The organism is Variovorax sp. 160MFSha2.1 (assembly GCF_048305075.1).
In the GTDB taxonomy this organism is placed as follows: Bacteria; Pseudomonadota; Gammaproteobacteria; order Burkholderiales; family Burkholderiaceae_C; genus Variovorax; species Variovorax guangxiensis.
Genome location: NZ_CP157624.1, coordinates 4,001,347 through 4,016,714, shown reverse-complemented (window position 1 = coordinate 4,016,714; position 15,368 = coordinate 4,001,347). Strand labels below are relative to the sequence as shown.

The 15,368-nt window shown below is 69.3% G+C and carries 5 protein-coding genes; 2 read left to right on the top strand and 3 right to left on the bottom strand.

Annotation, left to right across the window (positions count from 1 at the left end):
* Positions 1 to 127: 127 nt before the first annotated feature.
* The gene (locus ABL838_RS18220) at positions 128 to 1,003 is read left to right on the top strand and encodes a helix-turn-helix transcriptional regulator (protein ID WP_184637142.1); all 876 of its coding nucleotides are present in this window, start codon (positions 128 to 130) and stop codon (positions 1,001 to 1,003) included.
* Between the two features lie 42 nt (positions 1,004 to 1,045).
* On the opposite strand, the gene ABL838_RS18215 is transcribed toward ABL838_RS18220, so the two are convergent.
* The 3 genes from ABL838_RS18215 to sctQ all read right to left on the bottom strand — a co-directional run bounded on the left by ABL838_RS18215 (position 1,046) and on the right by sctQ (position 12,942).
* The gene (locus ABL838_RS18215) at positions 1,046 to 10,900 is read right to left on the bottom strand and encodes a DUF4781 domain-containing protein (protein WP_418121377.1); all 9,855 of its coding nucleotides are present in this window, start codon (positions 10,898 to 10,900) and stop codon (positions 1,046 to 1,048) included.
* A 250-nt stretch (positions 10,901 to 11,150) separates the two neighbouring features.
* A complete protein-coding gene (gene sctR / locus ABL838_RS18210) occupies positions 11,151 to 11,810 on the bottom strand; it encodes a type III secretion system export apparatus subunit SctR (protein WP_184637146.1) in 660 nt (219 codons plus the stop codon).
* Between the two features lie 28 nt (positions 11,811 to 11,838).
* Positions 11,839 to 12,942 carry a type III secretion system cytoplasmic ring protein SctQ gene (gene sctQ, locus ABL838_RS18205; RefSeq protein ID WP_418121376.1) on the bottom strand — a complete coding sequence of 368 codons (1,104 nt, stop codon included), beginning with the start codon at positions 12,940 to 12,942 and terminating at the stop codon, positions 11,839 to 11,841.
* 312 nt (positions 12,943 to 13,254) lie between these two features.
* Here sctQ and sctV point away from each other — a divergent pair, with 312 nt between their 5' ends.
* Entirely contained in the window at positions 13,255 to 15,327 is a 2,073-nt protein-coding gene (sctV, locus tag ABL838_RS18200; RefSeq protein WP_418121375.1) for a type III secretion system export apparatus subunit SctV, read from the top strand.
* The last annotated feature ends 41 nt before the right edge of the window (positions 15,328 to 15,368 follow it).

Below are 15,368 nucleotides of genomic sequence, written 5' to 3'. Positions count from 1 at the left end.
GGATTCATAGAATCCAGCCCGCCATCGACACACATTCATGCGCTCGAATCGTTGGATCCGTGGGCGCAAATCGATGCCGGGACATTAGCAAGCGGCGGCTTTCCCGCCATGTAGATTCTTAGCTTCCATGGAACTTCTTGCATCTTCCTATTGGCGCGACAGAGAGTTGGCAGGCCTGCAGTTCACCGCCAACCGATTCGTTCAGCGAGAGATCCGGGCGCACCGGCATGGGGGCTACACGCTGTCGGTTTCCGACACCGAGTTGCATGTGAGAACCAGCGCCGGCGTCACTGTGGTGCCCCCTGGTGCACTGTTGCGCATCGGTCCGCAGGTCTGGCACTCGATCAAGGCGCGAAGCACGCCATGGCGAGAGGACGCGATGTATTGCAGCGTGGCGGTTGCGCGCTGCGTGAATCCGGTGCCCGAGGCGGACGACGGCATGCCCGGCGCCGAGCCCGCACCGGTCTCGGTGTTCGCGTGCGAGCCCTGGGGGCGCGAGTTCTCGCAATGCCACAGGCTGCTGCACGAGATCGCGGACACGGGTCGCGAGGACGCGGGCATCGCGGCGCGCGCGCTGGTGCGTCGCCTGCTCGCGCAGTGGATACCGCTGCAAGCCGGCTGGACGACCGAGTCAGGTGACGCGGACGATCGTCTGCGTCGCTCCTACGGCCTGATCGCCACCGGCTTCCAGCAACGCCTGACGCTCGACGACCTCGCCGAGGCGGTCAACTGGCATCCGATCCATCTGCACCGCCGCTTCAAGGACACGTGGGGCTTCACGCCGCACGAACTGCTGGTGGGTCACCGCATCGAATACGCGCGCGACCTCATGGCCGGCGGCGCTCGCGTGACCTATGCGGCGCACGCGGCCGGCTTCAGCGACCAGAGCCACCTGCACAAGACCTTCATGAGCACCTACGCCGTGGCGCCGAGCGAGTACCGGCGGCTGTCGGCGCTCGATGCGCTGCAACCGCCGGCGGCGAGGAACGGCATCGTCGATTGACGCTGCGCGACCCCACGCGGCCCCGCATGGGGCGCGTCCACGTCAGGCGAGCAATACCTCCGCCGCCTTCGTGCGCTGGGAGTGGCCCGGGTCGACGTTGAGGAAGTCCGACAGCGCCGGGTTGACGGGCTGCAGCGGGTCCTGCGCCGTACCCGCATCGAGCATCGCCTGGAGTTCGACGGCCGTGGGCTGCATCGTGTCGACGATGAAGCGTACGCCACCACGCTGGGGATGTGTCGGCGTCGGCGTCGGCGTCGGCGTTGGCGTCAGCTTGGGCGTCGGGGTCGGTTTCGGGTTCGGTGTCGGATTGGGCGTTGCCGTCGATCTCGGTATCGGCGTCGGAGTGAACGTCAGGGTAGGGGACGGGGTCGGCACCGGCGTGGTCGTCTGCGAAGGCGTGGGCGCCGGCGCGGGTGAAGGAGCCGGTTGGTTCTGCTGCGGCTTCTTGTTCTTCTCGTGCATCGACCATTCCTCGGCCGCCACCCGTGCAGCGACGGCCACGCCCAGCAGCACGAGCGGCGCCGTGCCGCGGCGGATCCAGCCGTGCGAGGTCTCGGTCGGATTCGTCCTGGCCTCTCCGAGCGGGGCGTTGAAGTAGTTGGTCAGGCGCGAGTGATAGACCATCGGTCCCATCTGCCGGTTCGAGCGGTATTCGTCGAGGTAGTCCTTCTGCGTGCCGCGGAAGATGCCTATGTCGCTCGCCACCTTCAGCAACTGCGGTGTCGCGAGATCCCATTGGCCGGCGCGGATGTACATGTAGGCCTGGATGCTGTCGGAGATCGTCAGGCCGATGGTTCCGCTGGAGTCGCCCCACGACGAGAACTGCGCCAGGCGCTGCGTGAAGGTGCGCTTGACCATCGGGCCGCCATCGGGCGCCACGCCGTCGTGGGTGACGGCCTTCGGGTTGCCCAGGCCGATGAGGGCGCGCCTGAACCACGAGTAGCCGTTGGTGGCCTTGTAGACCGGCAGCGGATTGCCGTCCTTGTCGAGCGGCGGCGTGGTGGCCTTGGGTGGTGGCGTCTCGCCGGCCTTGGGTGCCGGCGCCTCGGTCGATCCGCGCTCGCTCATGACATGCCCGCCGCGCGCCTGCGCGATCGACGCATAGCGGTTCGCCACGCTGGCGCCGAGGCCGGTGGCGTTGCCCACGGCATAGTGCAGGCTGCCTTCGTTGCTGATCCACTGGCGCACGCCGTCGAGCGTGGTGATGTCCCAGGTCCACTGGTGGCTCGGCGCATCGAAGAAGGGGTTCAGGTACAGCCTCGTGCCCGCCGAATGGCTCAACCCGAAGCTCAGCACGCGTGCGCCGAACAGCGCGCGGCCCACCGGCGAGTTCGGCGAGGTGAGCTTGCCGGGGCTCTGGTCCAGCACGGCGCGCGAACGTTCGTCCGACGGGTTGGCGCGCAGTGTTTCCGTGGCCATCGCGATGGTCTGGCGGTCGGCCTTCGGAATGCCGCGGAATGCGCCGCGGGCGCCGGTGGTCTGGCGCGCGACGGTGTCGAGCGGAATGCCCTCGAGCGTCTTGAGCGCGGCGTTGACGTCGCCGGTCTTGTTCGCCATGGTCTGCACCGCGTCGCGGTAGCGCGCGCGGTCCGCGCCCGGCACGTTGCGCAGAAGGCGCCCGCGCACGAATCCCGCATGCTGGGTGCCGCGTCCCACTTCCGGCGCGGTCATCAGCAACGCCGCAGCCTGGGTGTCGCGGGGGTTTGCAGTGAAGGCCTTCAGCGCTTGCGCGTAGTCGTTGCGAAGAGCTGGCGGTATCCGGTTCAGCCAGCCGCGCTTGCCGATCACCGGACGAGCGCTGCGCTCGATGGCGCCCTTGTAGAGGGTGTCGAGGGCGGCTGTGCTGTCGGGGTTCCTCGAAAGTATCCTCAGCGCCTTGGCATAGTCGTGGCGGCCCTGGATGCCGCGCCGTGCCGCGTGCCAGCTGTCGAGCTGGCTCTTGAGCTGGAACAGCGAGGCTTCGCGCTTGGCTGGATCGGCGATGTTGGCGATCAGCGTGAAGGTGTCCTGGTCCTTGGGGTTGAGGTACTTCTGCAGCCGGATCTTGCCGCCCTGCTTCAGGCCCGCGATGCTGCCGCGATAGAAGAAGGCTTCGTAGGCGTAGCGAAGGAACACGGCGCGCGCACCGACGTAACCACCGAGCGAAGCGCCGGCAACGCCGAGCGCCGGATTGGTCATGTGCAGGCCCAGTGCCGCGCCGCCGAAGCGGACCGCGCCATAGAAGGCCGCGCCGGTGCCGACCATGTAGCCGACAGACTTGAGGAAGATCTTCCTCTTCTGCGCCGGCGTCATGACCTGATCGTTCTGCTCCATCGTCTTGTGCGGATCGACGAACACCTCGCCGGGCTTCGGTGCATGCGCGGCCTGGCGGTTGCTGATGCTGACCGGATGTATCGCGCCGTCCGGCCGCACGCCGACGATGCCGTCGACCTGCGCCTGGGTGAAGCGTCCGGTGGCCGCGACCTGCGCCATCTCGGTCTTCGGGCCGATCAGCCGGACCACGCCCACCAGGCTGCTGCCTTCGGCGTTGGCATGCGCGGCCGCTGCCGCGCGCGCGGTCTCGAAGCTGGAGTACACGTGCGAGCGGTCGAGCAGCGCGAAGGTCGCGTCGGGTGCGCCCTGGTTGATTGCCGCGCCATCGCTGGCCAGCACGTAGCGCCCGCCGACGTAGTCCGGAGCACCGATGAACGAGGGCGCCTGGCCGCGTGCCCATTGCATGAAGCGCGAGCGCAGCGGAATGTCGCGCGCGGCATGGCCGTCCGGCGAGCCGGCGCCTGCGAGGTAGTGCGTCTGTTCGACGTCCTCGGGCGTGGCCGGGGCCTTGCTCGCCTGTAGTTCGCGCATCGTGGCCGGGCCCGCGTAGGCCGGCCGCGGCTTGGTGTAGTCGCTGCCCCCTTCGAGCAGCGCGTCCATGTCCGGCTCGACCATCGCGAGCCCGGTGGATTCGCCGGCCTGGTGGTTGCCCGCCGCTCTGCTCGGTGCGGCGGGCGCGGTGGCGCCGTCGCGCCATGCGGCCGAATGCACGTTCGGAATGCCGATGGGCATCGGCCGTCCGTCCGCGCCGACGTGCACCGAACCCATGATCTCCTCGGGCGTCGCGCGGCCGCGCTTCGTCAGCGGTGCCATGCTCCCGTCGGGATGGATGCGGTACACCCAGGCGCCGCCCTTCTGTTGCGCCGCGGCGGAGGCCTCGGCGAAGGTCCCGAAGGTGTTGTTGCGTTTGGCGCGCACGCCGGTGCCGCCGTACATGGTCTCGCCCGGCGCCATCGGGTGGACCGCGAAGCGCACGTTCGAACCCGCATCGGGGTCCTCGGTGATGCGGGCCGTCACCGCGGCCTCGTCGGGTGACGGCTGCAACGGGCGCAGTCCCGAGCCGGGCTCGCCGGCGCGCTGGTGGAATGCGACGAGCCTGTCGCCGCGCAGCGCGACCTGCGGCCAGCTGCGCCCGGTGCCCAGCGTGGTCGGCGGCAGGGGAGCGCCGTGCGCGTCCACGCCGGTGGCAGCGGGGTCCCTTGGCTGGCCACCCGTCTTGACGGAGGGCGTGTCGGTATCGCCGCGGCCGGTGCCGGCGGTGCGCGGCCGCTCGGGCGCGATCGGCCGGGCCGCGCGCGGAGGCTCCGGCATGGCGGATGCGGCACGCGGCGCGGCGGGTTGCGCACCGGCCGGCTCGATCGACAGGCCCGGGCGAAAGCGCGCGTAGACCGGCGCACCCTGCAGCGCGATGTCGTCGTAGACGGTGCGCCCGTTCTCGCGGATTCCGACGATGGGCAGCGACTGCAGCGGCCCGGCCTTCAGCGCGCCCCCGTTGTAGGAGCTGCCTTCGTTGCTCAGGGAGACGCGCCGGGTGTAGACGAAGCCCGGCGCGGTCTGGTCGCGGTTGTTCATCACGACCGACTCGGTCGCCGCGTACACGTCGTGACCCAGCAGCGTGGCCAGGCGCTGCGCCAGCGGCACCGCGCCATCACCGCTCAGGCACGACAGCATCAGCACCGGCTGGCCGTGATAGTTCTCGTGCGCGACGATGGCCCGCGCCAGCCCTTCGGCCGTGAGCGGATTGCCGTCCGCACCGGTCATGATGCCCTCGAGCCCGTGGCCGTTGACCGCGAAATAGCCTTCGGGAATCGGAACCGCCTCGCTCGCGGGCTTGCCGTCGCCGCTGCGCACGGGGCGCTCGCCCAGCGCGAAGATGTCGAGATCGGGCACGCGGCGGCGGAAGGCGTTGATCCCCATCTCGCTGCGGCCGGGCTGCGTGTTCAGAAGGTCGACGCGCCGGCCGTTGGCACTGGTGTAGATCAGCGGCTGGCCCGGCGCATAGCCCTCCGGATAGGCGATGCGCAGGGCTGGCCTGTCCGGATGGGCGGTGACCTGCGTGGCCTTCGCGGGGCCGCCTTGCGTGGTTTCGACTTTCACGGTGGCCATCACGGCCGAGGGCGGGACGCTGCCGTCCGGCGCAATGCTTGCCGCGTGCACGATCGCGATCTCGTCGCCCAGCGCGACGAAGCCCTCAGGCTGCACCGTCGCGAGCGCTTCGTCGAGGGTGGCGTAGTGGGCGGGCAGAACATTGGAGAAGTCGCCGCTGCTTTCGCCTCGTGCATGGTCGCTGGCGCGCTGGGCGGCACTGGGGCTGTCCGTGCCGGCAGGCAAGCCGTCGCGGTGCGCGGCGAAGACGAAGCCGTTGTCGTCAACGGTGCGCGGATAGACGTAGTAGCGCACGCCCTCGGCTTCGCCGCCGGCGGCGAACACGGTGAGCAGCGAATCCGACCAGTTGGTCTTGCCGAGGCGTTCAGTCGCCGGCAGCGGATAGCTCGTGGGTCCGCCGAGTTCGGGGTCCTGCGCCGGTTTGTAGGCGGGGAAGCTGCCCTCATCGCCCTTGGCGGGCGATGCCGGCGTGGACTTCACGCTCGTCTGATCCTTCGTGCCTGCGTTCTGCTTCTGCTCGATGCGTTGCGCCGAGCGCACGAAAGGCGCATTGGCGAGCGGCGCGTCGTCCGCGGCGTTCGTAGTCTCGTTCCCGCGCCTGTCTTGCGGACTGCGTGAGCCCGCCGGTGCGCGAGCGGTTCCCGGCGTGTCGGCGCTGTCGCCCGCGCGCCGCACCGAGGCCATGACCGGGTTGAACGAGGCATCGGTCACGATGGACGGGAGCGCCGCCGGGCCGGCCACGTCGGCGGGTAGCACGCGCGGCGTCGACGGCCACGCGATGCTCAAGCGTGGCGGCTCGCGGAACGGGGTGAGCGCATCGGGTGCCTCTGCGGGCTTCACGGCGCCTGCAGTATCGGCCGCATCGACAGGCTTGGGCGACGCGGACTGCGCCGGCCGCGCGGGCAGGGCCGCATCGGTGGGCGCCGTGTTCGCCGTCTCGTCGGTCACCGTGCCGGCCGGCCGGTTCGAAACCGCCGGCCGCGCCGTGCTCACGGCCGGCGGCTTGATGGCGTTGTGCACGCGCACATAGCCCTTGGCGAAGATCGGCGAGGCAAAGCCTGCGGCGTTGACGCCGAGCATCATGATCTGCTGCTCGCGCTCGGCCGGGGTCATGTGGTCCCAATTCTTCGCCAGCGAATACGCGCCTTCGCCGGTGGCGTAGACACTGCCGGCGGCAAGCGGCTTGGAGGCCATCGCCGCGGGCTTGCCCCACGCCTGGGCGGTCTGCGCGTAGCGCGCGAAATCGGCTGCGCGCGCCTGTGCCGTCACGGCATCGCCGGCGGCTTCCGCGGCCGTGGCCGCCTTGGCGGCGCGGCCCGCGCGCAGCGCGGCCATGGTCGCGCGCGTGGAGGCGCCCACCACCGGCACGCTGACCGTCGACAAGCCGAGGTTCAGCCAGTCCATGCGCGCCTGCTCGCTGTTCGCCGGATTGATGCTCTGGCCGTGCGCACTGAGCTTGTTCAGGTCCTCGACCGAGGTCGCGACGCCGTAGCCGGCCGCGAGCACGGTGAACGCGCCTGCCGCCAGCATCACGCCCGGCGCCGCGAGCGTGCCGAAGGAGCCCACCGTCAGTGCCACGCCGGCCACGAGGCCGACGCCTGCGACCACCAGGTCCAGGTGGGTCTCGCGCCGGAAGGTCTGCCACCCTGTCTCGGTGCGCGCGTCGCCGGCGAAGAGCTTGACGTTGCCGTTGGCGTCCAGCGAGTAGCTGGCGTCCTCGGGCGTGACGAGCTTCACGCCTTCGACCGGCAGGCTGTTGTTGGCGCGGTAGTCGGTGAGGTCCTTGTACGTCCAGGCCTGCTCGTCGATGAGCTGCGTCTCGCCGGGCTTGTCCTTGCTCTCCACCTTGAAGATCGCCGTCTTGATGATGCCGCCGTCGTCGCTGTCGAGCGCGTAGACCACGGGCAGCACGGTCACGCGCGCGTGCTCGCCGCCGACCTCCACCACCTTGTCGACCATTTTCGAGAGCAGGTCCTTCTGCGCGTCGCCGAGCTTGCCGAAGAGGCGCTCGTTCTGGCGGATGCGGTCGCTGTCGGCCTGGGTCGCGGCATCGAGCGAGCGGCTGGGGTTCCAGCCGAGCGCCAGGCCGATCTCGTTCTCGAGCTGCGTGCGGCTCTTCATCTCGATCGGGCCGCCGCCGTACTGCACGAACTGGTCGTTCATGATGGCCTGCGCCATGACCTGCGGGTTCTGCTCGAAGAGCCGGTAGAGCGCGCGCTTGTCCTCGCGCTGGTTGAACGGCAGGTTCTGGATGGTGAATTCCTGCTGCTGCGCGTAGGCGTTGTCGCGTGCGCCGGCTGCCTGGTAGCGCACGGCCGCGTCCGACTGGGCCTGCGTTGCCTGCAGCTTCTTCCAGGTGTCGCTGCCGGTCTCGGCCAGGCCGGGGTTGGCGCTCTTCCATTTCTCGTGCGCCGACTTTGCCGCGGCGAGATCGCGCGCCGCGGTGTCGGTGTGGAACTTGTTGACCGAGCTGAGCCAGTCCTTGCGCGCGGCGTCGGCCTTGTCGCGCGCATCGTCGGCGGTCTGCTGCGGGGAGGTGGCGTAGCACATCTGCGCGCGGCCCGCGCGCTTGTCGGCTTCGATGCGCTGGCGCGCGTGGTTGGCCTCCTGCCAGGCGATCGCGGCATCGACCGCGAGCTGCTCGTTCTGGGCGATGGTGACGCGCGCCTTGGCGTCGTCGAGGTCGTTGCCCAGCGCGGTGCGGTCGCCGGAGCCTGCGTCGTAGTCGGCCTGCGCCTTGTCGCGCGCCTTGATCGCATCCGTGAGGTTCTGGTCCACCGTCTTCTTGCGCGGCGCGAGGTCGTCGCCGAAGTTCAGCGTGGGCGCGGGCTTGCCGTCGGGCCCGGGCGCCGGCTGCGCGCCGGGCTGCGGCGGCGCATCGGCCGCGGCCTGCGCCAGGCGCTTCTCGACGTCGGCGCGCGCACCGCGCGCCTTGGCCAGGTCGCCGTCGCCGAACTCGGAAGTCTTCCACCGCGCGGCCGTGGCGGGGTTCATCTTGTAGGTGCCGGCACGCACCGAGAAGTCGACCATCTTGCCCTGGTCGGACTGCTGCCACCCGAAGACCTTCGAATCCTTCTTGATCGTGACGTTGTAGCCGCCGTTGCAGTCCGCGTGCACCTCGATGTCGTCGGGCGAGAGACCACGCGGCAGGCCCTCGGCGCTGACCTTGCCGTCCTCGCCGCGCTTGATGTTCCAGGTCGGGTCGTAGTTCTTCGGGTAGACGTCGCCGGTGGTCGACTTGTCGCCGTCCATGAACATCGTCAGCTGCGGCTTGGCGAAGGTCGTGCGATCGTACTGGTAGCGCGCGGCATACCAGGCGCGCTCGGCGTCGATCAGGCCGAGCTGGGTCTCGATGTCGCGCTTGGAGAGGTCCAGCGCGTCGAGTTCGTCGAGCGCCTTCTGCTGCTCGGCCTCGGTGGCCTTGCTGCCGGGCGCGGTGAGCGTCGTCACCTCCGCGGCCTTCTTGTCGTAGGCCTCCTTCGCCGCGGGCAGCTGCGCCTCGCGCATCTTCTTCTCGTCGTCGGCCGAGAGCTTCGGCTTCGCGGCGTCGGCCAGGCGCTGGGCCTCGCGCGCGGCCACGCGCAGATCGTCGAGCTTGCCTGCGTCCACGGTCTTGCCCGCGGCCTGGTCGCGCTCGGCCGCACGCAGCTCCTGCATGGCCTTCAGTGCCTTGGCGTCGGCCTGCGCGGCACGCTGCTGTTCGAGCGCCCGGCCCAGGTTCTCGGGCTTGGCGTTGGCGACGGCGTTGTCGGCGTCGGTGAGCCCCTGGTTGATCTTGTCCGCGCGATCGAGATAGCCGGCCTCGTCGAGCTTGGCGCGGCTGCCGTCGGCGCCGCCGAAGAGATCCTCCTTGACTGCGTTCAGCGCGGTCGCGGTCTGGTCGCTGCGGGCCTTGGCGGCATCGTGCTTCTCGTTCGCGGCGTACAGCGCGGCGGTCAACGGATCGAGCTCGGTCTTCTTGTCGCCGTCGACGTAGAAGTACTTGCCCTCGATGTTCTGGACCTTCTTGCCTTCCTCGCTGCCGGGCTTGGCCCAGAACGCGGGATCGTAGCCATCGGGGTCGATGTTGCGCGTCGTGGTCTTGTCGCCGTCGTGCTCGGTCACCGTGACGCGGGCAGGGCGCTGCAGCGAAGCCGTATTCCATGCGCTCTCGGCGTCGGTCTTGGCGTTCTCCGCGTCGCTGGCGCCGAGCTTGGCGTCGAGGTCGTCGCGCAGCGCGTGCATGTAGCGCTGGCCCTGCTGCGCGTCGCGCAGTGCGGCGTCGGCCTTCTGGATCTCCTTGGCATCGCCGCCGGCCACCGCCTGGTCGTACTTGAAACTCAGCTCCTTGACCTCGGCGTCGGCAACGCGCGCGTTGTAGTCGGCATCGACCGTACCGAGGGTGTTCGTCTTCGGGTTCTGCGGGTCAGTCGGATCCGTGGTGCCGAAGGCTTTCTCGGCGCTCTGGAGTTCGGACTTGGCGCGGTTGGCCACGGCGCGCAGACGCTCGGCTTCGGCCTTGGCGTTCTGCTGCGCGGTGATGATCGTGTCGTTGCCGCCGCCGCCGCCGCCGCCGCCGGTGCCGAAGCCGGCGGCGTATTTCTCGGCCTTGGTCGCGGCCGCATCGGTGTCCTGCGCGTGGCTGCGCGCATCGGCCACGCGCGCCTTGCCCGCCTGGGCGGCGTCGTATTGCTCGCCGCGCAGCTGGCGCACCTCGGGCGAGTCGGCGCGCACGCCGTCGCGCGCCTTGTCGATGTACTTGCCGATGCTCTTCGGGTCGAACACGCCGCCCTTGTCGAGCGCGTCATGGGCGTCGGCCGCAACCTTGTCGATGGCGTCGTTCGGGTCCTTGCCTTCGGCGATCGCCTTGAGGCTGGCCTTGCGCATGTCCTGCTCGGCGGCCTGCAGCCAGTTCGTCATGGCGGTGTCGACGACGGCCTTCTGTTCCTTGCTGCCGTCGCCGCCGTTCGCCTGCGCCTTGAACACCGGCCTGGCGGCGGTCTGTGCCTTCTCGAGCAGGTCCTGCGTGCCCGGGCTGGTCGCGGGGGGCTGGCTCTTTGGCTGGTTGGCTGGCGGCTCGAAGATGGCGTTCATCTTCTGCGCCGCGTCGACTTCGCCCTGCGCGGCGCGCGTGGCTTCCGAAGGGTTGTTGTCCGCACGGCGCTGCCGGATGTCGTCGAGCTTGGCATCGGCGAGCGTCGACTGCTTCTCCTTGAGGTTGCTCGCCGCTTCCTGCTTCAGCGCATCGCGCTCGGCCGCGTCGCTGGCACCGCGCGCCTTGGTGGCCTCCTGCTGGTCGGATTCGGCCTTGCTCTTCTCGGCCTTGGCCTCGGCGGCTTCCGCGGCCTTGCGCGCTTCTTCCGCCTTGCGGCGCGCGGCTTCGGCCTGCTTGCGCGCTTCCTCGGCCTGCCGCCGTGCCTCCTCGGCCGCGCGCTTCGCCGCGGCTTCCGCCTGGCGCCGCAACTCTTCGGCAGCCCTGGCGGCCGCCAATGCCTCCATCGCTGCCTGTGCGGCGGATTGCGTTCCCGACCCATCGCTGCTGACTGCTAGAACCATAGGACCCCGGATGAAGTTGCAGATTGAAAGAAGGGCTCGCGGCACAACCCGGCCGGCTCCGATGCCGCGCGAACTCTAAGTGGCGCCCCGTGCGTGGGCAACAACGAGTTCTCGTAGACGGGAGTGCTCGCGCGGCGAATCCGAAGCAGCTTCTCCTGCATGCAGCAACCGAAGAGGCATGCGTGGAGGAAGGTCATCGGTACGACAGCACGAGCCCGTGCACCAGCCTCGTCCAGCCATCGAGCATCACGAACAGCAGCAGCTTGAACGGCAGCGAGATGGTGGTGGGCGAGATCATCGACATGCCCAGCGCCAGCAGCACCGTGGCGACGATCAGGTCGACCACCACGAACACCAGGTAGATGATGAAGCCGATCTGGAAGGCGCGCGTGAGCTCGCTGAGCGTGAAGCTGGGCACCAGCACCATGAAGTCGTCGTCCTTCAGTTGTTCCGCGCGCGCCTTCGGCCAGATGTTGGCCGCCGACTTCAGGAAGAACTGCCGCTCGCGCTCGTGCGTGTGCTTCTGTAGGAACTCCTTCACCGGCGCCTTGGCCGCGTCGATGACGGCCATGATGTCGCCGAGCCCTTCGCCCTTGGCGCCGAAGCTGCGGCCGCGCAGGGCATCGCCGATGTCCATGCCCACCGGCGCCATGATGTAGACCGACAGGATGATCGCGATGCCGTTGAGCACCATGTTGGGCGGTGTCTGCTGCAGGCCCAGGGCAGTGCGAAGCAGGCCGAACACGATGACCAGCTTGGTGTAGCTCGTCACCATCAGTGCCACGAACGGCGCGATGCCGAAGGCGACGATCAGCGCGACCAGGATGAGGGGTTCGGGAAGTCCGCCTTGCATGGGTATGGACCGGATGAGGGGCGGCCCCTCAGACTTCGCCGGGCGCGAACTCCGACACGCGCACGCCCAGCCGGTCGCCCACCGCGACGAGATAGCCCTTGCCCAGCACGTTGCCGTGCGCAAGGATGCGAACGGGGCGGCGGTTGAGCGGCTGGCCCAGGTCGAAGACATGGCCGGCGCGGATGCTCCTGAGTTCGCCGAGCGACACGGACAGGTCGCCCACCTCGAAGCGCAGCGTGACCTCCAGCGCGTCGAGCCGGTCGATCGGCAGGTTGGCGTTGTCCGCGGTATCGGCCGCGAGGGCGGGAATGTCTGGCTTCATGGCACTGTTTCTCGATTGCTGGACGGTGATGCGCGAGCCTTCGGCGAAGGCGGAAAGATGCCGCCCGGCGGAACCTCCCAGCTCCGCCGTGACCACGATGGCGGCTCCGGAGGAGCTCCACTGCTCGATGCCCACGATGTCGCCGGGCCGGATGCTTCCGACCTCGCGCAGGCGGATCGGCGTGCTGCCGAGGCGAAAGCTCACGGGCAGGCGCAGCGCGTCGAAGGCGTCGGCTGCGTAGGCGTTGTGACGCGGGCCGGTGGCTGCGGGCACCAGCGTGTCGAGCGTGGTCGCGTCCTCGAACTGCACGTAGCCGCGCAGCACGGTGCTGCCTTCCAGGGGCATGGCGACGAAGAAGGCCGCGTGCCCGGGATCGCCCTGCAAAGGCAGCGCCCGATGGCTGTGTTCGTGCATGTCGCGCGTTTCCGCTTCCGAAGGCTGCCACTCGAAATGCAGGCGCAGCGCTTTCTCGAGCGCGTCGATCAGCGGATGCAGCGCATCGGCGAGCAGGATGTAGCGCAGGTCGCGCGGCAGCAGGTCGATGCGGCGTTCTCCCAGCAATGCCTGCAGGCTCGGTGCGTCCATTGCGAGATGGCCGACGTGCGAGCCCAGCCTGAAGCGGAAGCTCTCGCGCGCGGTGAGGGCGAAGGCCGTGTCGTGGTGCCAGCGGATGCGGTAGCGGGCACCGCGTGCGGCCGCGATGTCCGGCAACGGCGACGCGCCGTACAGACGGTTCAGCGCGCGCACATTGGCGGCGTCGGCGCGCGGCAATGCGCGGGCTTCGCCGAGTTCCGTGACGGCGTCAGGCATGGACGCCTTCGTTCGATGCGCCGATGCGGGGGGCTCTGTTCTTCTTCACCTTCTTCACGCCTTGGAGCAATGCGATTCGGTTCGCATCGGGACCGGCAGCTTAGCCAGAGGTGTTGCGCGGAGGTAGTCCGCAAACACGTAGTGCCGCGCGCGCCACACACGGCGGCGATCTACGAAAACTCGTGGTTGCCGCGAATGGAGGGCGGCGCATAGAGTCCGTCGCGACGCGACATTCCTCGCGACCGACGACGAAGCGAAGCGATGCGACAGGCACCGCCCGGTACTTCGGGACACCCGCAAGACAAAGACACCATGGCGAGTTCTCCGCGATCCTTTGCCGCCTACCGCGGCGGCGTGCGCGACCTTCTGGGCAGCGCCGGCCGCTACAACGATCTGCTGCTGGCGGGCCTGCTGGTGGTGATCGTCGCGCTCTTCGTGCTGCCGCTGCCGACGCCGCTGCTCGACCTGCTGATCGCGAGCAACCTCGCCATCAGCCTGGTGCTGCTGATCGTGGCGATGTACGTGCCATCGGCGCTGTCGCTGTCGACCTTTCCGTCGCTGCTGCTGTTCACGACGCTGTTTCGCCTTGCGCTCAACATCGCATCGACCAAGCTGATCCTCCTGCACGCGAATGCGGGCCACATCATCGACACCTTCGGCAAGCTGATCGTCGGCAACAACGTGGTGGTCGGCGGCGTGGTGTTCCTGATCATCGCGATCGTGCAGTTCATCGTGATCGCGAAAGGCTCCGAGCGGGTGGCCGAGGTGGCGGCGCGGTTCGCGCTGGATGCGATGCCCGGCAAGCAGATGAGCATCGACGCCGACGTGCGCGCGGGGGTGCTGTCGTCCGCACAGGCGCAGAAGCGCCGCCACATGCTGGAACAGGAATGCCAGCTCCACGGCGCGATGGATGGCGCGATGAAGTTCGTCAAGGGAGACGCCATCGCGAGCATCGTGATCGCGCTGGTCAACATCCTCGCGGGCATCGCCATCGGCACGATGATGCACGAGATGAGCCTGGGCGGCGCGCTGCAGCGCTACGCGATCCTCACGGTGGGCGACGGCATGGTCTCGCAGATCCCGTCACTGCTGGTGTCGATCGCGGCGGGCATCGTCATCACGCGCGTGAGCACCGGCGAGCGCCGCGACACGCAGCTGGCGAGCCAGATCGGGCAGCAGCTCATGGCGCATCCGCGAGCGCTGATCATCGCGGGCCTCGCGGTCGCGAGCTTCCTGGTCGTGCCGGGCTTTCCGAAGTGGGTGTTCGGCCTGCTGGCGGCGGCGCTGTTGGGTCTGGGCTTCGCGGTGCGCATGCGGCGCCGCAAGAACCAGACGCCGGGTTGGATCTCGCACCGCGAGGGCGACGCCCTGGAGGACGCCGACGGCGACCATGCCATCGCGGCGCCACTGGCGGTGCGGCTGTCCAGCGGCCTGCGCGGCGGCGTCGACCGCCACGCGCTCGACCTGCAGCTGGCCAGGGTCAAGACCGCGGTCGAATCCGATCTCGGCCCGGTGTTCCCGCGCCTGCAGCTCGCCTACGCGGACGGCCTGGCCCAACACGCCTACCAGGTGCTGGTGCACGACGTCGCGGTGTCGCAGGGCACGCTCAGGCCGGGGTGGCGCATGCTCGATCCGGCCGAGGCTACGGCGCCGCCGGCAGGCGCAGAGGTGGCCGAGCCCTTCGGCCCCTTCGCTCGGGTCGTCTGGGTGCAGGGCGAAGCAGCCGGCTCCACGAGCTGGGACAACGAGGAGGTGGTGGGCCTGCACCTGGACCACGCCGTGCGCCGCAATGTGCGCGAGCTCATCGGCCTGCAGGAAGTGCAGCGCCTGCTGCATTCGGTGCAGCGCGACGCGCCGGAGCTCGCGGCCGAGGTGGCGCGGGTGGCGTCGAGCCAGCGCATCGCCGAGGTGTTGCGCCGGCTGCTGCAGGAGGGCATTCCGATTCGCAACCTGCACGCGATATTCGAGTGCCTCGCGACATGGGCGCCGAAGGAGCAGGACGCGATAGCGCTGACCGAACTGGTGCGCATCGATCTCGGCCGCTACATCACCAGCCGCTATGTGGGCCCGAACCGCCAACTCGAGGCCATCCTGTTCGAGTCCAGCTTGCTGGAGCGGGTGCAGAACGCCATCGAGCGTTCGCCGCGCGGCAACCTGCTGCTGCTGAGCCCGGCCGTCACGCAGGACATCCGCGAGCAGGTGCGCCGCATCCTCGGATCGGCCGCGACCCGCGTGGTGGCCATCGCCTCGTCGGACGTGCGCCGCTACATCAAGACGCTGATCGAGCCGGTGGCGCCGCTGCTGCCGGTGCTGTCCTACCAGGAAGTCGACGAAGACGTGGCCCTGCAGCCGGTGGGCTGGGTCACCAACCCCCAGGCCCATTGATGAACATCCAATTGCCTTCGAAGGCGCACCGCGAAAACAAC

What these genes read in the sequence shown, in the direction of transcription:
- ABL838_RS18220 (WP_184637142.1), top strand. Translation starts at nt 128, where the DNA reads ATGGAACTTCTTGCATCTTCCTATTGGCGCGACAGAGAGTTGGCAGGC.
- ABL838_RS18215 (WP_418121377.1), bottom strand. Translation starts at nt 10,900, where the DNA reads ATGGAGGCATTGGCGGCCGCCAGGGCTGCCGAAGAGTTGCGGCGCCAG.
- sctR (WP_184637146.1), bottom strand. Translation starts at nt 11,810, where the DNA reads ATGCAAGGCGGACTTCCCGAACCCCTCATCCTGGTCGCGCTGATCGTC.
- sctQ (WP_418121376.1), bottom strand. Translation starts at nt 12,942, where the DNA reads ATGCCTGACGCCGTCACGGAACTCGGCGAAGCCCGCGCATTGCCGCGC.
- sctV (WP_418121375.1), top strand. Translation starts at nt 13,255, where the DNA reads ATGGCGAGTTCTCCGCGATCCTTTGCCGCCTACCGCGGCGGCGTGCGC.